A 22086-nucleotide genomic window follows, 5' to 3' on the forward strand; every position below is an offset into this window, starting at 1 on the left:
TGATAGTGAGCACCTCGCTCGCGAAAGTAGGTCACCGCCAGGCTCCCATTTCTCAAACCCCCTCGCACCCAGTGCCAGGGGGTTTGGCCGTTTACAAAAAAAATTTTGGCGAGTTCGGGTGCCGTGTTGAAATAGGCACATCGATCACGATTCAAGGAGCGGCGATGGCGACGGCAATTCTGGGCGGAGGATGCTTCTGGTGCCTCGATGCAGTTTTTCGCCGTCTTCACGGCGTCGACCGTGTCACTTGCGGATACGCCGGCGGGGCGCATTCGGCGCCTGATTACGAATTGGTCTGCTCCGGAACAAGTGGCCACATCGAGGTCGTGTCGATTGAGTTTCGGCCCGATCTGATCAGCTTCAGGCAACTGCTCGAAGTGTTTTTTTCAATCCATGACCCGACAACGGTGGATCGGCAAGGGAACGATATCGGCTCCCAGTACGCCTCGGTGATCTTTTACACCGAGGCGGCTCAACGATCTGAGGCCTTGATGCTGATCGCCGAACTGGATGCCGGCCAGGTCTTTCCGGGCTCTGTCGTTACTCGCTGCGAGGCGGCTCCAGTTTTTCACCCTGCCGAGTCCTATCACCAGAATTATTATTCAGCGCACCCGGAACAGGCTTACTGCCAGTTCGTGATCGCCCCGAAGCTGGCGAAGCTGCGGCACTTTCTTGCTGACCGCCTCAAGGGCGATTGAGAAAATCCAGCAGGTCGCGAGTGAAGCGTTCACGCTGCCATTGATGCGGGGAGTGATCCGTTCCCTCGTAGATGTGCAGGATGGATTCGGGAATTCTGCCGGCCACGTAGTGAGCTGTCGCCGTGCTGTAGAAATTGCTTTCACCGCCGTAGACGAGCATTGCCGGAACGTCGATACGGGCAAGTACATCACGGTAGTCGGCGGCGGTGAGGCTGGCCCAGCAGGCAATCAAGGGGCCTGCCGCCTGGTCGCGGAGCGCGCTGCGTGAGCGTTGCCATCCGGCGGCGTTGGCCAGGTACTTTTCACGAGCCCGCTGGTTGAGTCCGAACGCGGTCAATTTGAGGACAGCTTCCGCGAAGTCCTCATGCAGCGAAGCCATCATTGCTGCCGCCTTGTCGGCGTCAAAATCGCCATAGATGCCATGCGACCATTCGGCGTCGGTCATCAGTTTTGGCGACTGGTCAATGATGCAGACGCGCGACAGGCGCTCGGTGCCAAAGTCCCGGATGTACTGCCAGAGCGTGAGGGCCCCCATCGAGTGTCCGACCACCGCGGCTTTTTTCAGAGCGTAGTGATCGAGCAGGTTGGCCAGGTCGCGTGCCATGCGTGCGGCAGTGGGCGGCGCGCCATCAACGAGAGGATGGCCACCGTGGCCGCGGGCATCCCAGCGGTAGATTCGGTGCGTCGGATGCAGGCCATCGAGAAAGGGGAACCACTCTTGATGGCTGGCGGTCCAGCCGTGCAGCATGACCAGCGGATCTCCGTCGCCGGATATCTTGAGATGAATCCTGGTGCCGTCGTCGGCCTGGAAGTGGGTCATGGTGCAGCATCGAGAAGCAGAACTGGCGGCTAGTATAATCGGAGCACAATCAATACGGAGGAGTATGGCGATGTTCGATTGGCGGGATTACGGGAACGGCATCATTGCGTTCGATGCTGGCTATGTCAGGCCGATTCTGGCGGCGATCCACATGGTCGTTGACCATGGCAGGGTTGCCTTCATCGATACCGGCAGCAACGATTCGCTGCCGAACGCTATCGCAGCCTTGAAGAAGGTCGGACTTGACGAAAGTGCGGTCGATTTCGTCATCCTCACGCATATCCACCTCGATCACGCAGGCGGTGCCGGGAGCATGATGCGAGTCTTTCCCAATGCCCGCCTGGTCGTTCATCCGCGGGGCGCCAGGCACATGGCTGAGCCGTCGAAACTGGTCGCGGGGGTTTCCGCGGTCTACGGTCCGGAATACGTAAAAAACATCTACGGGGACATCCTGCCGATTCCGGCCGAGCGCATCATTGAGGCCGGTGACGGACAGGTCGTCACCGTTGGCCAACGCCCGCTGCAGTGCATTGACACTCCGGGGCACGCCCGCCATCACATCTGTATCGTTGATGCGCAGGCGCATGCCATCTTCACCGGTGACATGTTTGGCCTTTCCTACCGGGAGCTCGATGTCGATGGCCGCCCATTCATCTTCCCGACGACCACGCCGACACAGTTCGAGCCGGAGGCCATGCGCGATTCGATTGCCCGTCTGCTCGCCTTCGAGCCTGAAGCGATGTACCTGACCCACTACAGCCGTGTGCCCGATGTTGCTGACCGCGGCCGCGATCTGCTGCGTCACCTCGACGTCCTGGTCGGCATTGCCGAGCGTGAGGCGAATGCCGGTGAGGCCCGGCATGACAGGATCAAGCAAGCGATGACCGAGTACCTGTTCGGTGAGATTCGTACGCACGGCTGCCAGCTACCGGAAGCGAGCCTGCAGGAAATCTGGGCCACCGATCTCGAGCTCAACGCCCAGGGACTTGGCGTCTGGCTCGATCAGCGTGCTTCCTGACGCCTAGCTGCCTGCAATAATCCGGCGGATGGCCTCGCTGGCCGCGGCCATCCCGAAGACCGAGGTGACGCAGACCGAGGAACCGAAACCGGCGCAGTTGAGACCGCTTGGTGCGGCATCGACCGTGCAGCTGTTGTCCTTGGCCGGATAGCGCAGAGGCTCGGTCGAATAAACAGCCGTGACCCCGAACTTGCCCTGGCGCGGGAATCCGTGGTCGCGCCGCAGGCTGGCGCGGACCTTGGCGAGCAAGGGATCCTGGACGGTCTGGCTGAGGTCGGCGAGCCGAACCTGGGTCGGGTCGGTCTGGCCGCCAGCGGCGCCGGCGACGATGATCGGCAGGCGCCGCCGCTTGCAGTAGGCAATCATCGCCACCTTGACCCTGGCCTGGTCGATGGCATCGATGACGAAATCAAAGTTGTCGCCAAGCGTCGTCTCCAGGTTGTCCGGGGTGACGAAATCCTCGATGCAGCGCACCGTGCAGTCCGGGTTGATCTGTGCAATCCGTTCGGCCATGGCGTCGACCTTGGCTTTGCCGTAGATGTCGCCGAGGGCATGGATCTGGCGGTTGGTGTTCGATTCGGCGACCATGTCGAGATCGATCAGCGTCAGCTGGCCGATTCCGGTACGTGCCAGTGCTTCTGCGCACCAGGAGCCGACACCACCGATGCCGACCAGGCAAACCCTGGCCTGCGTCAGGCGCTGATAGCCTGACTCGCCGTAAAGGCGTCCGACGCCGCCGAAGCGGCGATTTTCCACTGCATTCATGAATCAGTTTTCTATGGTCTTGCGGATCACTGCGTTGAACGGAGCGATCCATTCCGGCGCGAACTGCTTGTCGCAGGCGTTGATTTCGGCGATGGCGCGGAGCACCGAGCGGTTCTTGCCGCGATGGATATGCTTGAGCATGACTGCCTCGAAGGCATCGACAATCGCCAGTATCTTGGCGCCGGGACAGATTTCGGCAGCGCTCAGCTGATTCGGGTAGCCGCCGCCGTCAGGCATCTCGTGGTGCTGGGCGACCATTTCGGCGGCCGCTTGCCAGCCATGCATCCGTTGCAGCAGGCCGGCCGCGTAACCGGGGTGGTTGCGCAGCAACTGCTTGTCGGCATCGGTCATCCTGCCCACCTTGAGCCATGTGCTTTCCGGCAGCAGCATCATCCCGACATCGTGGAGGTAGACCGCCGCCTCGAGTTGCAGGGGATCGACCTGGGCGCCGCCGGCCTTGTTGGTCTCGAGGGCCAGGCGCAGGATGCGCATCGTTCTGCCCTTGAACAGAGGCGAGCGGCTTTCGAACTGCAGTGCCAGCGAACGGAAGAACTGCAGGTCATCGGTGGCGCCGGTATGTGGCGTCTTGTCGGCTGCCGATTTCGGTGCCCGCGCCGACATCCCGGTGATCACCGGCGGAAAGCCGGTGACGCTCTCGATCAGTTCGGCGCAGCTCGCATCGAGTTTTTCCGGCGCTGCGCGGGCAGTCAGTTCTAGGCCCTGAACAAGATCGAGCAGGCGCAGGTTTTCCAGCGGCTTGTGCGCTAGGACGGCGTCGGTTGCCAGCTCGAGGCGGTCGATTGCCAGCAAGATCAGTTCTGCGAGCAGGTCGGAAAAGACGATCTCGCCTTCGCGAAAGCGCGACATCATCGATTCGATCGGATGGGCGATGGCGATGCCGAGCTCGAACTTGCACAGTGCCGCATCGCCCTTGATGTTGTGGATGGCGCGGAACAGATCGGCGGTAATCTCGCGATCGCCCGGTGACTTCTTGAGGCGGGCGACATCGCGTTCGACCTCCGGCGCGCGGTCGGTCAGCGCGTCGGCGAATTCTTCCAGTGCTTCCCGATCCTGGATCGCCGGGGCAATGATCGCGCGAATGTCCATCCCTGTCTCCCTGTGCTTTTAATGGTGTCGAGTTTAGCAAAGGCACCGGGCCTCAGGGGCGCCGTTACGCCCTTTTTGGCCTTGACTGGGCACCGCCCGGCACCTAAGATTCCGCGCTTCTTCCCGAGATCGACCACCGTGACCCTGGAACAGCTATACGCCCTGATCGGGCCCGATATGAAGGCCGTCGACGCGGTCATCCGCGAACGCCTGCATTCCGACGTGGTGCTGGTCCGCCAGGTAGCCGAGTACATCATCAACAGCGGTGGCAAGCGGATGCGCCCGGCGCTGGTGCTGCTCGCCGCCGGGGCCTTGGGCTACCAGGGCCGCCACCACCACGAACTGGCGGCGGTGGTCGAGTTCATCCATACCGCGACGCTGCTGCATGACGACGTGGTGGACGAATCCGAACTGCGCCGCGGGCGTGACACCGCCAACGCCGCCTTTGGCAATGCCGCCAGCGTGCTCGTCGGCGACTTCCTCTACTCGCGCGCCTTCCAGATGATGGTCGCGATCAACGACATGCGCGTCATGCAGGTGCTTTCCGATGCGACCAACGTCATCGCCGAGGGTGAAGTCCTGCAACTGATGAACTGCCACGACGCAGATGTGGACGAAGCGCGCTACATGCAGGTCATCCATTACAAGACGGCCAAGCTGTTCGAAGCCGCCGCCCAGTTGGGGGGCATCGTTGCCGGCGCGGCACCTGATGTCGAAGCCGCCTTGGCCCGCTATGGCATGCATCTGGGCACGGCTTTCCAGCTGGTGGACGACGTTCTCGACTACTCTGGCCAGGAGGCCGATACCGGCAAGCATCTTGGCGACGATCTGGCCGAGGGCAAGCCGACCTTGCCGCTGATCTATGTGATGCAGCACGGCACGCCGGCGCAGGCCGCCTGCGTGCGCAAGGCGATCGAAGAAGGCGGTCGTGACGATTTCCCTGCAGTGCTTGCCGCAATCCAGCAGAGTGGTGCCCTGGCCCATGCGCGCAAGCGTGCCGCCGAAGAGGGCGAGCTCGCCAGAGCATCAATTTCTGCGCTGGGGGATTCAATTTACAAAAAAGCTCTGCTACAATTGTCCTTCTTAGCAGTTGAGAGAAATCACTAGGTTTCTCGGATCGTCGGAGTGTAGCTCAGCCTGGTAGAGCACTGCGTTCGGGACGCAGGGGTCGCATGTTCGAATCATGTCACTCCGACCACTTAAAACCCTCGTAAATCAATCGATTGCGAGGGTTTTTTGTTTTCGGCGGCAGCGCATTGCTGCGCCATCGATTCAGCTGCGCAGGTGGCCCAGGCTGATCGCCGATGAATCCTTGATTTCCTCCATCACTGCATAGCTGTGGGTTTCCCGGATGCCGGGGACCTTGCCCAGGACTTCGCCGAGGAAAGTGCGGTAGGCGGCCATGTCGGCGACGCGGACTTTCAGCAGGTAGTCGAAGCCGCCGGCGACCATGTGGCATTCCTGGATTTCCGGGATGTTGAGCACGGCGGCGCGGAATTTTCCGAAGGTTTCTTCCGAGGTGCGTTCAAGCAGAACCTCGATGAAGGCGGTCAGCCCGAGCCCGAGTCGGGGCGCCGAGAGATGGGCCGAATAGCCGGCGATGATGCCCTCCGCTTCCAGCGACTTGACCCGCTCCAGGCAGGGCGTCGCGCTCAGGCCGACCTGTCTGGCCAGCGCCACGTTGGTCAGGCGGCCCTCCTTCTGCAGGGTCTCCAGGATGTCGATGTCGATCTGATCGAGCTTGCGCATGGGTTTTGCCACAACAAGAAAGCGTGAGCGCGGATTATCGGTGAGCGTGTTCACCTTGGCAATTTGTCCGGTATCGGCATTGTCCTCTAGTTGAATATTCTGCAGCACCGCATTTTTTCGAGTGTTTCCGGTGATTGTTCAAGGATGTGACAGCGTATTTAGTGAAATATCCTGTTCGGAAATTTTAATCTGGTTTAATGTACTGAAAATACAGTTTGTTCTGGTTGTTTGTTGTTGACTTGTTGCTTTTTTAAAGAATACCATTCCGGAAAATTCTGTTTTTCTGGTGTGGTTCTCTGGTGGAGGCGGTCAATGCAGGTCAATCATTCTGTTCTGGTGGTCGGGTGCGGCAACATGGGCGCAGCCCTGGCCGGCGGCTACGCGGCGGCGCATCCACAGGCCCGGGTCGTGGCGGTCGATCGCGAGCCGCTGCGGGCACGTTCGCTGTTGCCGGCGAACAGCGGCGTGGTGGTGCTCGATACCGTCGCGGCGCTGGCCGACTGGCAGCCCGATCTGGTCATCCTGGCGCTGAAGCCGCAGGTGCTCGGTGATGTGCTGCCCGAACTGGTCGGCCGCTGCGCTGGCGCGCTGGTTGTTTCGATTGCTGCCGGCACCAGCCTGGGCCGTCTGCGCCAGTTGCTCGGCGGGCAGCGTCGGCTGGTGCGCGCGATGCCCAACCTGGCGGTCGTCGTCGGTTGCGGCATGAGCCTGCTGCACGCTGGGCGCGACGACTTGTCGGCGGCCGATGCGGCCCTGGCCGAGGCTTTCTTCGCTACCGTCGGTGCCACTGCCTGGGTTGCCGACGAAGCGATGATCGATGCCGGGACTGCGGTTGCCGGTAGCGGTCCGGCCTATTTCTTTGCGCTGGTCGAACACCTGGCGGCGGCCGGTGTCGGCGAGGGGTTGCCGGCTGAACTGGCCGCCCGCCTGGCGCGTCAAACCTGCATCGGCGCGGCTGTCTTGCTCGCCGCTGATCCGCGTGCGCCGGGCGAACTGAAGGCGGCGGTGTGCAGCCCGCGTGGCACGACCGAGGCCGGGCTGGCGGCGATGGAAGGTGCCGGCGGCCTGCCCGCCGTGGTGGCGGCCGGCGTGGCTGCGGCGCATCGCCGGGCGCGCGAGCTGGCGGCGGACTGAAGCGAGGGAGTACGGACGATGAACGAGATTCTCAGACAAGCCATCCGCGCCGCCCACCGCCGCGATGAAAGCCAGTGCGTCGCCGCCCTGTGCGACGAAGTCCGTGCCCTGCCGCGCGATGCCGGCCAAGTCGCCGATCTCGCCCGGCAACTGGTCGAGGCCGTCCGCCGGCAGCGCCGGCATGCCAGCGGCGTCGACCACCTGATGCACGAATTCTCGCTGTCGAGCCAGGAAGGCGTCGCCCTGATGTGCCTGGCCGAGGCGCTGTTGCGGATTCCCGATGCACTGACGGTCGACCGCCTGATTCGCGACAAAATCAGCCGCGGCGACTGGGCGGCGCATCTTGGCGGCAGCCCCTCGCTGTTCGTCAATGCCGCGACCTGGGGCCTGCTGCTGACCGGCAAGCTGGTCGCCACGCACAGCGAGAACGCGCTCGCCGGCGCGCTCGGGCGGCTGATCGTCCGCGGCGGCGAGCCGCTGATCCGCAAGGGCGTCGACTTCGCGATGCGCCTGCTCGGCCAGCAGTTCGTCATGGGCGAGCAGATCGAGGCGGCGCTGCAGCGATCGGCGGCCAACGAGGCGCGTGGTTACGGCCACTCCTTCGACATGCTCGGCGAAGCCGCGTTGACCGAGGCCGACGCCCGCCGCTACGCCGATGCCTACGCCCAGGCCATCCATGCCATCGGCCGCGCCAGCGGCGGTCGCGGTCCGGTCGCCGGGCCCGGCATCTCGATCAAGCTGTCGGCGCTGCATCCGCGTTACCAGCGCAGCCAGCGCGAGCGCGTCAGCAGCGAACTGCTCGCCCGGCTGAAGGCGCTGCTGCTGCTGGCCAAGGGCTACGACATCGGCGTCAACATCGACGCCGAGGAGGCCGATCGCCTCGAACTCTCGCTCGATCTGCTCGAAGCCCTCGCCGGCGACCCCGAACTGGCCGGCTGGCACGGCCTCGGCTTCGTCGTCCAGGCTTACCAGAAGCGCTGCCCGGCGCTGATCGATGCGCTCATCGACCTCGCCCGGCGCAGCCGGCGGCGCTTGATGATCCGCCTGGTCAAGGGCGCCTACTGGGATAGCGAGATCAAGCGCGCCCAGGTCGACGGCCTGGCCGACTACCCGGTCTATACCCGCAAGACGCACAGCGATCTCGCCTATCTCGCCTGCGCCGGCCGTCTGCTGGCGGCGCCGGACGCCATCTATCCGCAATTCGCCACGCACAACGCCCACACCCTGGCCAGCATCTACCAGATGGCCGGCGCGCGCGGCGTGCGCGACTACGAGTTCCAGTGCCTGCACGGCATGGGCGAGCCGCTCTACGACAACGTCGTCGGCGCCGACAAGCTTGCCCGGCTGTGCCGCATCTATGCCCCGGTCGGCACCCACGAGACGCTGCTGCCCTACCTGGTTCGCCGCCTGCTCGAGAACGGCGCCAACAGTTCCTTCGTCAACCGCATCGTCGATGACGCGGTGTCGATCGACGAACTGGTCGAGGACCCGCTGCTCGCGGTCGCCCGCGAGGGCGGCACGCGGCACCCGGCGATCCCGCTGCCGCCGGCGCTGTACGGCGGCGAGCGGGTCAATTCGGCCGGCGTCGACCTGGCCGACGAAACGACGCTGGCCGAGCTGGCCCGCAGTTTCGCCGCCGGCGCCGGCAAGCGCTGGCAGGCCGTGCCGCTGGTCGGTGGCCACGCCGTGGTTGGCCAGCCCGGGCTGGCGGTGAGCAATCCGGCGGCGCGCGGCGAGATCGTCGGCAGCGTCGTCGAGGCCACCGTGGCCGACGTCGCGACGGCGGCGGCGATCGCCGAACAGGCCAGCGCCGGCTGGCATGCGACGGCGCCGGCGCAACGGGCGGCGATCCTGTTGCGCGCCGGCGACCTGCTCGAGGCGCGGCGCGACGAGATTCTCGCGCTGTGCATCCGCGAAGCCGGCAAGACCTGGCCGAATGCCGTCGCCGAGCTGCGCGAGGCCGTCGATTTCTGCCGCTATTACGGTCAACAGCTGAAAACCGGCAATTTCCGCGACAGCGCGACGCCGCCCGGGCCGGTGGCCTGCATCAGCCCGTGGAATTTCCCGCTGGCGATCTTCGTCGGCGAAGTCTCGGCGGCACTTGCCGCCGGCAGCCCGGTGCTTGCCAAGCCGGCCGAGCAGACGCCGCTGATCGCCGCGCTGGCAGTCGAGGTGCTGCACCAGGCCGGCGTGCCCGGCGAGGTCCTGCAGTTCCTGCCCGGTCGCGGCGACGTCGTTGGCGCCGCCCTGACTGCCGACGCGCGGGTGCGCGGCGTGGTGTTCACCGGCTCGACCGAGGTCGCCCGGCTGATCAACCGCAACCTGGCGCCGCGTCCCGGTGTCCGCCTGATCGCCGAAACCGGCGGCCAGAACGCGATGATCGTCGATTCCTCGGCGCTGCCCGAGCAGGTCGTCCAGGATGTCCTGCAGTCGGCTTTCGACAGCGCCGGCCAGCGCTGTTCGGCGCTGCGCGTGCTGTGCCTGCAGCAGGACATCGCCGGGCGCGTCAGCGAGATGCTGAAGGCGGCGATGGCCGAGCTGGTGATCGGCAATCCGGCGGCGCTCGCCACCGACGTCGGCCCGGTCATCGACGAGGCGGCACGCGCCGCGCTCTGCGCGCACATCGAGACGATGCGCCGGCGCGGCCGGCCGGTACACCAGCTGCCCCTGCCCGAGGCCTGCGCCGGCGGCTGCTTCGTGCCGCCGACGCTGATCGAGATCGAATCGCTGGCCGACCTCGAGGCCGAGGTCTTCGGTCCGGTCGTCCATTTGCTGCGCTTCGACGGCCGCCAGCTGCCGGCCCTGGTCGAGGCCATCAACGCCACCGGCTACGGCCTGACCCTGGGCATCCACAGCCGCATCGACGAAAGCATCGACGCCATCGTCGCTGCCGCCCGCGTCGGCAACATCTACGTCAACCGCAACATGGTCGGCGCCGTCGTCGGCGTCCAGCCGTTCGGCGGCGAAGGGCTCTCCGGTACCGGGCCGAAGGCCGGGGGGCCGCTTTACCTGCCGCGCCTGGCCGAGACGCCGGTGCTCAGCGCGCTCGATCTCGGCGCGCCGCCACCGCCGCTGGCCGGTGCCCTGGCCGCGCTCGCCGAGTGGGCGGTCGCTGTCGGCGACGACTTCATCGCCCGCCGTTGCCGCGAGGCCGCTGCCGACAGCCTGCTCGGCGTCAGCCTCGCCCTGCCCGGGCCGACCGGTGAAAGCAACCGCCTGTGGTTCGCGCCGCGCGGCCGGCTGCTCTGCGTTGCCGCCGGTGAGACCGGGCTGCTCGCCCAGCTGGCTGCGGTGCTGGCGACCGGCAACCGGGCGGCGCTGGTCGACGGCGATCCGGCGCGGGCGCTGCTCGCGCGCCTGCCCGAGGCCTTGCGCCAGGCGATCGAGCTGCGTGGCGAAGGCGATTTCGCCGGCCTCGCCGGCGTCCTCGTCGAACGGGGTGGGGCGGCGACGCTGGCGCCGCGCCTGGCCGCCGGCGACGGTCCGCTGCTGCCGCTGCTGGTGGAAACCGCCGAGGCTGGCCGCTACCCGCTGTACCGCCTGCTCTGCGAACGCGTGCTCAGCATCAACACCACCGCCGCCGGCGGCAATACGACGCTGATGACGCTCGGCGCCTGACGGCTATCCCTGCGCCGGCAGGCGGACGTTGGCGAGATGGCGCAGGAATTCCTGTTCGAGCGCCGGTGCGGTCGCCTCGAGCAGGAAGTTGCGGAAGCTCATGCCGGCCGGCAGCAGCCGCTTGGCGTTCATGTGCACCACGTACCAGGTACGCTCGACCGGCGTGCCGATCACGTCGAGCAGGCTGATCTCGCCGGTCTTCAGCTCGAGCGGCAGGGTGTGCAGCGACAGCAGGCTGATGCCCATGCCGGCCATCACCGCCTGCTTGATCGTCTCGTTGCTGCCCAGGCTGATCGTCCGTGCCGGCGTGAACAGGTGGTTCTTGAACATCTCCTCGGCGACCCGCCGCGATCCCGAGCCTTCCTCGCGCAGCAGGAAGGTCTCGCGGCGCAGTTCGTGCATGTCGAAGCGGCGCGCGTCGCGCAGCGGATGGTCGGCCGGCGCGATGAGCACGTAGGGGTGCTGGGCCATCGGTTCGCCGTGGGCGTCGATCTCGACCGGGATGCGGCCCATCACGGCGAGGTCGATGGCGTTGTCCTGGAGCTTCTGCAGCAGCGCGGCACGGTTGCCGACGGTGAACTGGACGTCGATGCCCGGGTGCGCCTGGGCGAACTTGGCGAGCAGGCGCGGCATGAAGTACTTGGCGGTACTGACCAGACCGACCGAGATCTGGCCGCTTTCGGCGCCGGCCAGCGAATGCAGGCTGGCCTCGGCGTCCTTGATCTCGCCGAGGATGCGCAGCGCGTGATGGACCAGCAGCTCGCCGGCACCGGTCAGTGCGACGCCGCGGCCCATGCGTTCGAACAGCGGCAGGCCGACGTTGTCCTCGAGCTGTTTCAGCTGCATCGAGACGGCCGGCGGCGTCAGGTGCAGTTCCTCGGCGGCGCGCGCGTAGCTGAGGTGACGGGCGGCGACGACGAAGATCTGCAGCTGGCGCAGCGTCAGGTTGCGGACGAAGTTCATGGTTCGCTGAATCCGGCGGGATTGAAGTGAAGTGATCGCTGACTTTAGTGTTTCGTCATCGGCGCGTCAAACCCCATGAAAAACCCCGCCGCAGCGGGGTTGACCGTCAGCGTCAGGCAGCTGGCCGCAGGACCTGGCGCCAGCCGGGATAGAGCAGGTCGGCGTCGTGCGGGAAGGACTCGAAGGCGCGGGCGAATTCGTGATGCTCACGCGCCCACTGCAGCGGATCGGCGCCGGCCTTCCAGCATTCGTAGGCCTGGCGCAGCGAACGGGCGCCGGCGGCCGGGCTGTCGAGGTGGCCGTAGGAACCGCCGCCGGCCGTGTTGATGACGTTGCCGTGGCCGAGGTTGTCGAAGAAACCGGGCAGGCGCAGCGCGTTCATGCCGCCGGAGATGATCGGCACGGTCGGTTTCATGCCGTACCAGTCCTGGGCGTAGACCGGCCCCTGGTAGCGGTCGCGCTCGATGATGTAGGCGCAGGCGCGGTCGTCCTTCTCGCCCTCCATCTTGCCGTAGCCCATGGTGCCGACGTGGATGCCGGAAGCGCCCTGCAGGCGGCTCATCTTGGCCAGCACGTAGGCGCTGTAGCCGCGCTTGCTCTGCGGGCTGGTGACGGCGCCGTGGCCGGCGCGGTGGTAGTGCAGGAACTGGTTGGCGAAATGCCGGCGCGCCGTGGTGATCATGCCCGGCCCGCCGACGTAGCCGTCGACCAGGAAGGCCACCTTGTCGGCGTCCGGCCCGAAGGTCTCGAGGATGTATTCGCCGCGCGCGATCATCTCGTAATGGTCGTCGGCGGTGATGTTGGCAGAGAACAGCTTGGCCTCGCCAGTCTCGTCCATGGCCCGCTTCATCGCGTCGTAGACGAGCGGGATGGTCTGCTTCATCGGGGCGAAGGTCTGGTTGCCCTGCGGCTCGTCGTTCTTGATGAAGTCGCCGCCCAGCCAGAACTCGTAGGCGGCGCGGGCGAAGGGCTCGGGACGCAGGCCGAGCTTGGGCTTGATGATCGTGCCGCTGATGTAGCCGCCATCGACCACCGGCCGGCCGAGCGTGCGCCAGAGGTCGGCGATGCCCCGGCTGGGGCCGTCGAACAGCTCGATGGCGCGGCGCGGCACGTGGAAATCGACCATCTTGGCGTACTCGATGTCGCCCATGCCCTGGTTGTTGCCGATCGTCAGCGTCAGGAAGGAGACCAGCATCATCCGGCCGTCGATCAGGTTGCGGTCGAACAGGTCGAGCGGATAGGCGATGCGCATGTCTTCGTTCGCCGCGTCGATGTAATAGACCAGCGCATCGACGCCGCGCGTGAAGTCGTCGGTGGTGCTGACCTCGACGTTGGTGCCGGTCGAGGACTCGGCGGCGAAGTGAGCGGCCGCTTCGAGGTAGCCGTGGCCGGCCTTGGGCTTCATCCGGTAGGCGCAGAGGATGTGCCGGCCGCCGGCGATCAGCTCGGCTTCCTTGAGGCTCAGGTCGGCATAGCGCTTCGATTGATCCATCTTTTGTCTCCTTGGTGTGTTCGCCGGGTGGCTGGAATGGAGACCATCTTAGGAAGGACAAAAGATAAATAACAGTCACGTGTTTTTATGGGATTGTTCAGCAATTTCTTATTGTTTTGCCGCCCGCAGACCGGGAACTTCCCGTCGCCAGCCGGTCTAAGCCGCTCCAATCGATCAATAACCTTTTCTGCGGGGTGTTAAATGGATGAGCTTTCCCTGATGGGCATCGGCTTTGCCGTGGCGATTTTCGGCATGGCCTGTTTCATGGCCACGAAGCTGGCGTCGAAAAAAGCCTATCACTGAAAGAAAGCCGGGGTTCCCCGGCTTTTTCACACCGTCTCGGCCGGCGGGCTGAAGAAACGGACGGTGTTGCGCCCGGCATCCTTGGCCTCGTACATCGCCAGATCGGCCTGCTTGAGAATTTCGTCGGGATCGACGCCGTTGCCGATGAAGACGCGGATCCCGATGCTCGCCGAGCAGCGGTGTTCGATTTCCTGCCCGGCCAGGCCGCCGTGCTCGACGCTCAAGCGGTAAGGCTCGGCCAGCCGGCCGCGGAGCTTCTCGGCAATCGTCGCCACCTGCTCGCGCGACACGGCGGGATCGCGATCCAGCTCGCGGATGATCACGACAAACTCGTCGCCGCCGAAGCGGGCGACCGTATCCGTTTCCCGCACCCCGGCTTTCAGGCGCCGGGCCGCTTCGATCAGCAGCAGATCGCCCGCTTCGTGGCCATGCAGATCGTTGAGCGGCTTGAAATTGTCCAGGTCGAGAAAGAGCAGCGCGCCGAAAACCCCCGTACGCCGGCTCGACGCCAGGCTCTGCCCGAGGCGATCCTCGAGCAGGCGGCGGTTGGGCAGGCCGGTCAGCGGATCGTAGAAGGCCAGCTGCTGGATCTGGTCCTGCAGCCGCTTGCGTTCGGTCGTCTCGCGGCTGATCCCGTGGTAACCGGTAATCCGCCCATGCGCGTCGCGCTCCGGCTTCGACAGCACCTCGCCCCACAGCAGCCGGCCGTCCTTGCAGCGATGCTGGACCTCGAAAGTGACCGCGCCGCTGATCGTTCCTCCCGCCTCCCTTTCCTGGCGCTGCTGGATGAGCTTGGTCACCGTTGCAATGCCCTCGTCGGTGAACATCTCGAAAACATGGTGGCCGATCACCTCGTCCGCCCTGAAACCGCGCAGTTTCTCGTCGGTCGGGTTGATGTAGGTGATGAACAGGTTCCGGTCGGCGCGCCAGATGACATCGGAGACGTCCTCGGTCAGCCGCCGGAACAGCGCTTCGCTGGCCCGCAGCGTCACCAGCTCGCGGCGCATCCGCGCCAGCGTCGCGAGCAGAAACAGCAGAACCGCAAGCAGCAGCACGCCGCCCCCGAGCACCAGCATCCCGTCCAGCATCACCAAGCAGCCTCCCTGTTTCGAACCCCGATTCCCGTCGCCCCGGCATGTCGGCAAACCGGCAGATGCCGCGAAGGTGCGCTGCACCGGGCTCGCGGGTCGAGTTTTGTGTCGGCGCATCGTACCGCAGGGAAGGGGGCGCTGGCGACTTTCGGCAAAGGACGGCGAAGCCAAGCAACCAGCCCCCGGGCTAGTCACAGTCCCCCGCGCTTGAGCGCAAACCCAGTTCCGCCAGCGAACTCCCCGCCAAGCCCTGCAACACTTGCCACGCCCCGCGGAAATCCTGGCCGCGGGTGTATTCGCTGACCGTGACGACGCAGCGCAATCCAGCGGCCAACGCCGATTTCAGGCCGATTTCCGAATCTTCGATGGCCAGGCAGGCGGATGGCGGCAGGGCGAGGCGGTCGAGGACCCACTGGTAGATGTCGGGGGCCGGCTTCTTGGCCGGGACGATGTCGCCGGCGCCGATGACGTCGAACCAGCCGGGGGCGTCGGGGCCGAGGTTGGCGCGGAGCAGCGCGTCGACGTTTTCCGGCGTGGTGGTGGTGGCGATGGCCAGGCGGAGGCCGGCCTGCCGGGCTTCACCGATCAGGCGGGCGATGCCCGGGCGCAGCGGCAGCTGGCCCTGGTCGGCCAGGCGCAGGTAGTGCGCGGTCTTGATCCTGTGCAGTTGGCCGACCAGCGCGTCGAAGTCCGGGCGGGCGGCGATGGCCGGGGCGTAGTGCGTGGCGTAGTGGCGGATGCGCTCCTTGCCGCCGGTGATGGCGAGCAGTGCGCCGTAGCGCTGTTCGTCCCAGTGCCAGGCCAGCCCGCAGTCGCGGAAGGCGGCGTTGAAGGCCGGGCGATGGCCGTCGCGCTCGGTTTCGGCGAGCGTGCCGTCGACGTCGAAGATCAGTGCTTGCAGGGTAGCCATGGCGACAGCCTAGTGCCGGCGGACGGCGGAGGCCAGTCAGGTTTTCTGACTGCCGGGATCAGTTGCGTTTAATAAAGCGTAACTTATCAACCTATTAAGAAAGTCTGACTGTCCCTTAATTATCAAGTCACTTATCTTGGCTGCCATGGCGATAAGCCAACCATGAGGGGAGAGCAGACCATGTTATTCGGACGCACCACGCTGTCGAAGTTCGTCATCGAGCAGACCCGCGGCCAGCACAGCGAGATGGGGGCGCTGCTGATCGACGTCGCGGCGGCGGTCAAGGGCATTTCGGCGCTGGTCGGCAAGGGCGCGCTGTCCGGCGTCGCCGGTTCGGCGGCGGCGATCAACGTCCAGGGCGAGGAGCAGAAGAAGATCGACGTGCTCGCCAACGAGGCCTTCCTGCGTCACTGCGAATGGGGCGGCCAGCTCGCCGGCATGGCTTCCGAGGAACTCGAGGAGCCGTTCCGGATTCCCGACGACTACCCGCGCGGCCGCTACCTGCTGGTCTTCGATCCGCTCGACGGGTCGTCGAACAGCGACGTCAATGTCTCGGTCGGCAGCATTTTTTCCATCCTCGCACGGTCGACCGCCGGCGCGGCACAAAAACCGGATTTCCTCCGCCCCGGCCATGAGCAGCTTGCCGCCGGCTACGCCATCTATGGCCCGGCGACGATGCTGGTGCTCACTGTCGGTACCGGTACGCACGGTTTCACGCTCGATCGCGAGAGCGGCAATTTCATCCTCACCCATCCGGCGATCCGGATTCCGGCGGCGACCCGCGAGTTCGCCATCAACACCTCCAACGAACGCTTCTGGGAGCCGCCGGTGCAGCGCTACGTCGGCGAATGCAAGGCCGGCAGCAGCGGCATCCGCGGCGTCGATTTCAACATGCGCTGGATCGCCTCGATGGTCGCCGAGGTGCATCGCATCCTGATGCGCGGCGGCATCTTCATGTACCCCAGGGACAACAAGGACCCGGCCAAGCCCGGTCGCCTGCGCCTGCTCTACGAGGCCAACCCGATGGCGATGCTGGTCGAGCAGGCCGGCGGGGCGGCCAGTACCGGGCGCGGGCGCATCCTCGACGTAGTGCCGGACGCGCTGCACCAGCGCCTGCCGGTGATCCTCGGCTCGCGCGAGGAGGTCGAGCGGCTCGAACGCTACCACCACGAATACGACACCGGGGCCGACCGTCCCTTCGTCTCGCCGCTGTTCGCCGAACGCTCGCTGTTCCGCGACTGAGCCGCCGCATTCCATCTTCCGGGGAGTCCCGCCATGTCCGTCAAGCATCCGATCATCGCCATCACCGGCTCCTCCGGTGCCGGTACCAGCACGGTGATGCAGAGTTTCCAGCACATCTTCCGGCGCGAGAAGATCAACGCCCAGATCGTCGAGGGCGATTCCTTCCACCGCTACGACCGGCTCGCCATGCGCGCCGAGATGCAGGCGCAGGAAGCTGCCGGCAATCTCAACTTCAGCCATTTCGGGCCGGACGCCAACCTGCTCGCCGAACTCGAGCAGCTCTTCGTCGATTACGGTCGCGCCGGCAGCGGCAAGGTGCGCAAGTACCTGCACGATGCCGGGGAAGCCGAACCCTGGGGCCAGGAGCCGGGCACCTTCACGCCCTGGCAGGAGATTCCCGGCGACACCGACCTGATGTTCTACGAAGGCCTGCACGGCGCCTGGGCCGGTGACGGCATCGACATTGCCGCGCAGGTCGACCTTTGCGTCGGCGTCGTCCCGATCATCAACCTCGAGTGGATCCAGAAGCTGCACCGCGACCAGAAGCTGCGCGGCTACTCGCAGGAGGCGGTGACCGACACCATCCTGCGCCGCATGCCCGACTACGTCAGCCACCTCTGCCCGCAGTTCAGCCGCACGCATGTCAATTTCCAGCGCGTGCCGATCGTCGATACCTCCAATCCCTTCATCGCCCGCGACATTCCCAGCGCCGACGAAAGCATGGTGGTGATCCGCTTCGCCAACCCCAAGGGCATCGACTTCCAGTACCTGCTCAACATCCTGCACGGCAGCATGCTCACCCGCCCGAACACGCTGGTCGTCCCTGGCGGCAAGATGGGCCTGGCGATGCAGATGATCTTCACGCCGATGGTCCTGCGCCTGATCGACCAGAAGCGCCGTGCCTGACCCCGAGGAGACGACCATGGAACGTGACCCGACCCCGCTCGCGCTGCGTCGCGACCTCGCCAACGCCCTGCGCTTTCTCACGGTCGACGCCGTCGAACAGGCAAAATCCGGCCATCCCGGCGCGCCGCTCGGCATGGCCGACATCGCCGAAGTGCTGTGGCGCGACCACCTCAAACACAACCCGGCCAACCCGCAGTGGCCCGACCGCGACCGCTTCGTGCTGTCGAACGGCCACGGCTCGATGCTGCTCTACGCCTTGCTGCATCTGAGCGGCTACGCGCTGGCGCTGGATGACCTGAAAGCCTTCCGCCAGTTCGCCAGCAAGACCGCCGGCCATCCCGAAGTCGGCCACACGCCGGGTGTCGAGACGACCACCGGGCCGCTCGGCCAGGGCCTGGCCAACGCGGTCGGCATGGCGCTCGCCGAGAAGCTGCTGGCGCAGCGTTACAACCGGCCGGGGCACAACATCGTCGATCACCGCAGCTGGGTCTTCCTCGGCGACGGCTGCCTGATGGAAGGGATCAGCCACGAAGCCTGCTCGCTGGCCGGCGTCTGGGGCCTCGACAAGCTGGTCGCCTTCTACGACGACAACGGGATTTCGATCGACGGCCACGTCGACGGCTGGTTCCGCGACGACACGCCGGGCCGCTTCCGCGCTTACGGCTGGCAGGTCGTCGGCCCGGTCGACGGGCACGACGCGACGGCGCTGGCGGCGGCGATTGCCGAGGCGAAAGCGGTGCGCGGCAAGCCGGTACTGATCGTCTGCCGTACCCGGATCGGCCACGGCGCGCCGAGCAAGGCCGGCACGCACGACGTGCATGGTGCGCCGCTCGGCGCCGGCGAGATCGCCGCGATGCGCGCCGCGCTGAACTGGCCGCATCCGCCCTTCGTCGTGCCGGAGGCCCTGCGCGCCGCCTGGGACGCCCGTGCCGTCGGCGATCGCGCCGAAAGCGCCTGGCGCGCAAGCTTTGCCGCCTACCGCCGGCAGTATCCGGAACTCGCCGCCGAGTTCGAGCGCACCCAGGCCGGCGGCCTCCCCGAAAGCTGGCCGGAAATCCGCGGCGAACTGCTGGCGGGCGCAGCAGCCAAAAGCGGCGGCATCGCCAGCCGCAAGTCCTCGCAAAATTGCCTCGATTTCCTGGTCGACCGTCTCCCCGAACTGCTCGGCGGCTCGGCCGACCTGACCGGCTCCAACCTCACCGCCGGCCGGGGCAGCGTCGCCTGGCACGCGGCCGGCGAGCGGACGCCCAACTACCTGTCCTACGGCGTGCGCGAATTCGGCATGAGCGCGGTGATGAACGGCGTCGCCCTGCACGGCGGCCTGATTCCCTACGGCGGCACCTTCGCCGTGTTCTCCGACTACGCCCGCAACGCCATCCGCATGAGTGCGCTGATGCAGCAGCGCGTCGTCCATGTGCTGACGCACGACTCGATCGGCCTCGGCGAGGACGGCCCGACGCACCAGCCGGTCGAGCACCTCGGCAGCCTGCGCCTGATTCCCGGGCTCGACGTCTGGCGCCCGTGCGACGAACTGGAAACGGCGGTCGCCTGGGCCGAGTCGCTGCAGCGCGGCGACGGCCCGAGTGCGCTCTTCCTGTCGCGCCAGAACCTCGACCAGTGCGGCGGGGATCCCGGCCGCGCCGAGGCCATCGCGCGCGGCGGCTACATCCTGCGCGAGGCCGACGGGCCGCTGCAGGCGGTGATCATCGCCACCGGCTCGGAAATCGGCATTGCCCTGGCGGCGCAGCGCGAACTGGCGGCGCAGGGCGTTGCCGTGCGCGTCGTCTCGATGCCCTGCTGCGAACGCTTCGACCGCCAGCCGGGCGCCTGGAAGCGCAGCGTCCTGCCGCCGGAGGTGGTCCGCGTCGCGATCGAGGCGGCGCATCCCGACCCCTGGCGCAAGTATGTCGGGCTGGCCGGCGAGGTTCTCGGCATCGACGGCTTCGGCGCCTCGGCCCCGGCCGCCGATCTCTACCGGCATTTCGGCCTGACCGCCGCCCGCCTGACCAGCGTCGTGGTCGAGACGATCGCCCGCGAGAGCGCCAGCGACGGCGATTTCTGACGCTGACGGTCGACCCCAGTTTTTTCGCAAAAATCAGGAGACAACCATGCCCATCCGGGTGGCAATCAACGGCTTCGGCCGTATCGGGCGAATGGCCTTGCGCGCCATCGCCGCCGAGGCGGAATTCGCCGATCTCGAAGTGGTCGCGATCAACGACCTGCTCGAGCCCGACTACCTCGCCTATCTGCTGACGCACGATTCGGTGCACGGCCGTTTTGCCGGCGACGTCAGCGTCGACCGTGACACGCTGGTGGTCGACGGCCGGCGCATCCGGCTCAGCGCCGAGCGCGATCCGGCGGCACTGGACTGGGGCGGCGTCGGCGTCGACCTGGTGATCGAGGCCACCGGCTTCTTCCTGACCGAAGAAAGCTGCCGCGCCCATCTGAAGGCCGGCGCCCGCCAGGTGGTGCAGTCGGCGCCGGCCAGGGACGACACGCCGATGTTCGTCTATGGCGTCAATCACGCCGACTACGCCGGCCAGCCGATCGTCTCGGCGGCGTCGTGCACGACCAACGGCCTGGCGCCGGTAGCCAAGGTGCTCAACGACCGTTTCGGCATCCGCCGCGGCCTGATGAGCACGGTGCACGCCGCCACGGCCACGCAGAAGACCGTCGACGGCCCGTCCGGCAAGGACTGGCGCGGCGGGCGCGGCATCCTGGAAAACATCATTCCGTCCGCGACCGGCGCGGCCAAGGCGGTCGGCAAGGTGATCCCGGCGCTGAACGGCCGGCTGACCGGCATGGCTTTCCGCGTGCCGACTTCCGACGTCTCGGTGGTCGACCTGACCGTCGAACTGAGCCGCGAGGCGAGCTACGCGGAGATCTGCGCAGCGATGCGCGAGGCCGCCGGCGGTGCGCTCAAGGGCGTGCTCGCCTATACCGATGCAGCGGTGGTCTCGACCGATTTCCGTGGCTGCCCGCAGCCCTCGGTGTTCGACGCCGGCGCCGGCATCGCGCTGGATGCGAGCTTCGTCAAGGTCGTCGCCTGGTACGACAACGAGTACGGCTATACCTGCAACCTGCTGCGCCTGGCTCGCCACATCAGCCAGCCGGCGCTGCACTGAGGAGACGACGATGGCCCTGATTTCCCTGCGCCAGTTGCTCGACGACGCCGCCGAGCACGCTTACGGTCTACCCGCGTTCAACGTCAATAATCTCGAGCAGATCCAGGCGATCATGCAGGCCGCCGAGGCCTGCGACAGCCCGGTCATCCTGCAGGCCTCGGCCGGCGCCCGCAAGTACGCCGGCGAGCCTTTCCTGCGCAAGCTCGTCGAAGCCGCCATCGAGCAGTACCCGGAGATTCCCGTCTGCCTGCATCAGGACCACGGCGCCTCGCCGGCGGTCTGCCAGCAGGCGATGCGCAGCGGCTTTTCCAGCGTGATGATGGACGGTTCGCTGGGCGAGGACGGCAAGACGCCGACCAGCTATGCCTACAACGTCGCGACGACCGCCAGGGTGGTCGAGATGGCGCACGCCATCGGCGTCTCGGTCGAGGGCGAACTCGGCTGCCTGGGCTCGCTGGAAACCGGCGAGGCCGGCGAGGAGGACGGTGTCGGCGCCGCCGGCAAGCTCGACCACTCGCAACTCCTGACCGACCCCGACGAAGCCGCCGACTTCGTCGCCAGGACCGGCGTCGACGCGCTGGCCATCGCCATCGGCACCAGCCACGGCGCCTACAAGTTCACCCGCCCGCCGACCGGTGAAATCCTGGCCATCGACCGCATCAAGGCGATCCATGCGCGCATTCCCGATACCCATCTGGTCATGCATGGCTCGTCGTCGGTGCCGCAGGAATGGCTGGCGACCATCCGCCAGTACGGTGGCGCGATCAAGGAGACCTACGGCGTGCCGGTCGAGGAAATCGTCGAAGGCATCCGCCACGGCGTGCGCAAGGTGAACATCGACACCGACATCCGCCTGGCGATGACCGGCGCGATGCGCAAGGCGATGGCCGAGAAACCGGAGGAATTCGATCCGCGCGCCTTCCTGAAAGCCGCCGTGGCCGCCGCCCGCGACCTCTGCCGGGCGCGTTTCGAAGCCTTCGGTTCGGCCGGGCGGGCCAGCCGGATCAAGCCGCTGCCACTGGCGGCGATGGCCGGACGCTACCGCTGACGCCGCGACTGCCGATCTCTGCACGACCTCCGGTCGTTTTGCGCCCCGCCCGCCGGGGCGTCTTTTTGCCCGCCTGCGCTATCATCGTCCTCCGCCT

At 66.4% G+C, this 22086-nt stretch carries 18 protein-coding genes and 1 tRNA gene; 11 read left to right on the forward strand and 8 right to left on the reverse strand.

What is annotated here, in order from left to right:
• A partial coding sequence (gene msrA, locus DFR40_RS01885) for a peptide-methionine (S)-S-oxide reductase MsrA (protein WP_425453923.1) occupies positions 1 to 698 on the forward strand: 698 nt, incomplete at its 5' end.
• Here the strand turns inward: msrA and DFR40_RS01890 are convergent.
• A complete protein-coding gene (locus DFR40_RS01890; protein WP_121456806.1) occupies positions 685 to 1518 on the reverse strand; it encodes an alpha/beta fold hydrolase in 834 nt (277 codons plus the stop codon). The two genes, msrA and DFR40_RS01890, sit on opposite strands and share 14 nt — an antisense overlap.
• A gap of 70 nt (positions 1519 to 1588) precedes the next feature.
• Between DFR40_RS01890 and DFR40_RS01895 the strand changes: the two genes are divergently transcribed.
• Complete coding sequence (locus DFR40_RS01895) at positions 1589 to 2536, forward strand: MBL fold metallo-hydrolase (protein WP_121456877.1); 948 nt, start codon at positions 1589 to 1591, stop codon at positions 2534 to 2536.
• A 3-nt stretch (positions 2537 to 2539) separates the two neighbouring features.
• Here the strand turns inward: DFR40_RS01895 and tcdA are convergent, their stop codons facing one another.
• Both tcdA and DFR40_RS01905 read right to left on the reverse strand, forming a co-directional pair.
• The gene (tcdA, locus tag DFR40_RS01900) at positions 2540 to 3301 is read right to left on the reverse strand and encodes a tRNA cyclic N6-threonylcarbamoyladenosine(37) synthase TcdA (protein WP_121456807.1); all 762 of its coding nucleotides are present in this window, start codon (positions 3299 to 3301) and stop codon (positions 2540 to 2542) included.
• A gap of 3 nt (positions 3302 to 3304) precedes the next feature.
• Entirely contained in the window at positions 3305 to 4408 is a 1104-nt protein-coding gene (locus DFR40_RS01905) for an HD domain-containing phosphohydrolase (protein ID WP_121456808.1), read from the reverse strand.
• 138 nt (positions 4409 to 4546) lie between these two features.
• Between DFR40_RS01905 and ispB the strand changes: the two genes are divergently transcribed.
• Both ispB and DFR40_RS01915 read left to right on the forward strand, forming a co-directional pair.
• Positions 4547 to 5515 (forward strand): octaprenyl diphosphate synthase, encoded by a 969-nt coding sequence (ispB, locus tag DFR40_RS01910; RefSeq protein WP_121456809.1) that lies wholly within the window; start codon positions 4547 to 4549, stop codon positions 5513 to 5515.
• A 14-nt stretch (positions 5516 to 5529) separates the two neighbouring features.
• Positions 5530 to 5606, forward strand: a tRNA-Pro gene (locus tag DFR40_RS01915).
• Between the two features lie 74 nt (positions 5607 to 5680).
• On the opposite strand, the gene DFR40_RS01920 is transcribed toward DFR40_RS01915, so the two are convergent.
• Positions 5681 to 6157: an Lrp/AsnC ligand binding domain-containing protein gene (locus tag DFR40_RS01920; protein ID WP_121456810.1), complete on the reverse strand. Its 477-nt coding sequence runs from the start codon at positions 6155 to 6157 to the stop codon at positions 5681 to 5683.
• A gap of 312 nt (positions 6158 to 6469) precedes the next feature.
• Here DFR40_RS01920 and proC point away from each other — a divergent pair, with 312 nt between their 5' ends.
• Entirely contained in the window at positions 6470 to 7291 is an 822-nt protein-coding gene (gene proC, locus DFR40_RS01925) for a pyrroline-5-carboxylate reductase (RefSeq protein WP_121456811.1), read from the forward strand.
• An 18-nt stretch (positions 7292 to 7309) separates the two neighbouring features.
• Positions 7310 to 10909: a bifunctional proline dehydrogenase/L-glutamate gamma-semialdehyde dehydrogenase PutA gene (gene putA / locus DFR40_RS01930; protein ID WP_121456812.1), complete on the forward strand. Its 3600-nt coding sequence runs from the start codon at positions 7310 to 7312 to the stop codon at positions 10907 to 10909.
• 3 nt (positions 10910 to 10912) lie between these two features.
• On the opposite strand, the gene DFR40_RS01935 is transcribed toward putA, so the two are convergent.
• From DFR40_RS01935 to DFR40_RS01950, 4 genes are all read right to left on the reverse strand, one after another.
• On the reverse strand, positions 10913 to 11872 hold the full coding sequence (locus DFR40_RS01935; RefSeq protein WP_121456813.1) for a LysR family transcriptional regulator: 960 nt from the start codon (positions 11870 to 11872) through the stop codon (positions 10913 to 10915).
• A gap of 112 nt (positions 11873 to 11984) precedes the next feature.
• A complete protein-coding gene (locus DFR40_RS01940; RefSeq protein WP_121456814.1) occupies positions 11985 to 13364 on the reverse strand; it encodes a ribulose-bisphosphate carboxylase in 1380 nt (459 codons plus the stop codon).
• A 329-nt stretch (positions 13365 to 13693) separates the two neighbouring features.
• A complete protein-coding gene (locus tag DFR40_RS01945; RefSeq protein ID WP_245985579.1) occupies positions 13694 to 14755 on the reverse strand; it encodes a sensor domain-containing diguanylate cyclase in 1062 nt (353 codons plus the stop codon).
• Positions 14756 to 14945: 190 nt separating this feature from the next.
• Complete coding sequence (locus DFR40_RS01950; protein ID WP_121456816.1) at positions 14946 to 15668, reverse strand: HAD family hydrolase; 723 nt, start codon at positions 15666 to 15668, stop codon at positions 14946 to 14948.
• A gap of 180 nt (positions 15669 to 15848) precedes the next feature.
• Between DFR40_RS01950 and DFR40_RS01955 the strand changes: the two genes are divergently transcribed.
• Genes DFR40_RS01955 through fba form a run of 5 tightly spaced genes read left to right on the forward strand, consistent with a single transcriptional unit; the run spans position 15849 to position 21989 of the window.
• Positions 15849 to 16910 carry a class 1 fructose-bisphosphatase gene (locus DFR40_RS01955; protein ID WP_121456817.1) on the forward strand — a complete coding sequence of 354 codons (1062 nt, stop codon included), beginning with the start codon at positions 15849 to 15851 and terminating at the stop codon, positions 16908 to 16910.
• A gap of 33 nt (positions 16911 to 16943) precedes the next feature.
• On the forward strand, positions 16944 to 17816 hold the full coding sequence (locus tag DFR40_RS01960; RefSeq protein ID WP_121456818.1) for a phosphoribulokinase: 873 nt from the start codon (positions 16944 to 16946) through the stop codon (positions 17814 to 17816).
• Positions 17817 to 17832: 16 nt separating this feature from the next.
• The gene (tkt, locus tag DFR40_RS01965) at positions 17833 to 19878 is read left to right on the forward strand and encodes a transketolase (protein WP_121456819.1); all 2046 of its coding nucleotides are present in this window, start codon (positions 17833 to 17835) and stop codon (positions 19876 to 19878) included.
• Between the two features lie 46 nt (positions 19879 to 19924).
• Positions 19925 to 20941, forward strand: a complete 1017-nt coding sequence (gene gap / locus DFR40_RS01970) for a type I glyceraldehyde-3-phosphate dehydrogenase (RefSeq protein ID WP_121456820.1) — start codon at positions 19925 to 19927, stop codon at positions 20939 to 20941.
• Between the two features lie 10 nt (positions 20942 to 20951).
• A complete protein-coding gene (gene fba / locus DFR40_RS01975; protein ID WP_121456821.1) occupies positions 20952 to 21989 on the forward strand; it encodes a class II fructose-bisphosphate aldolase in 1038 nt (345 codons plus the stop codon).
• Positions 21990 to 22086 lie beyond the last annotated feature (97 nt).

Origin of the sequence: Azonexus fungiphilus (genome assembly GCF_003634965.1) — a bacterium.
GTDB classification, from domain to species: Bacteria; Pseudomonadota; Gammaproteobacteria; order Burkholderiales; family Rhodocyclaceae; genus Azonexus; species Azonexus fungiphilus.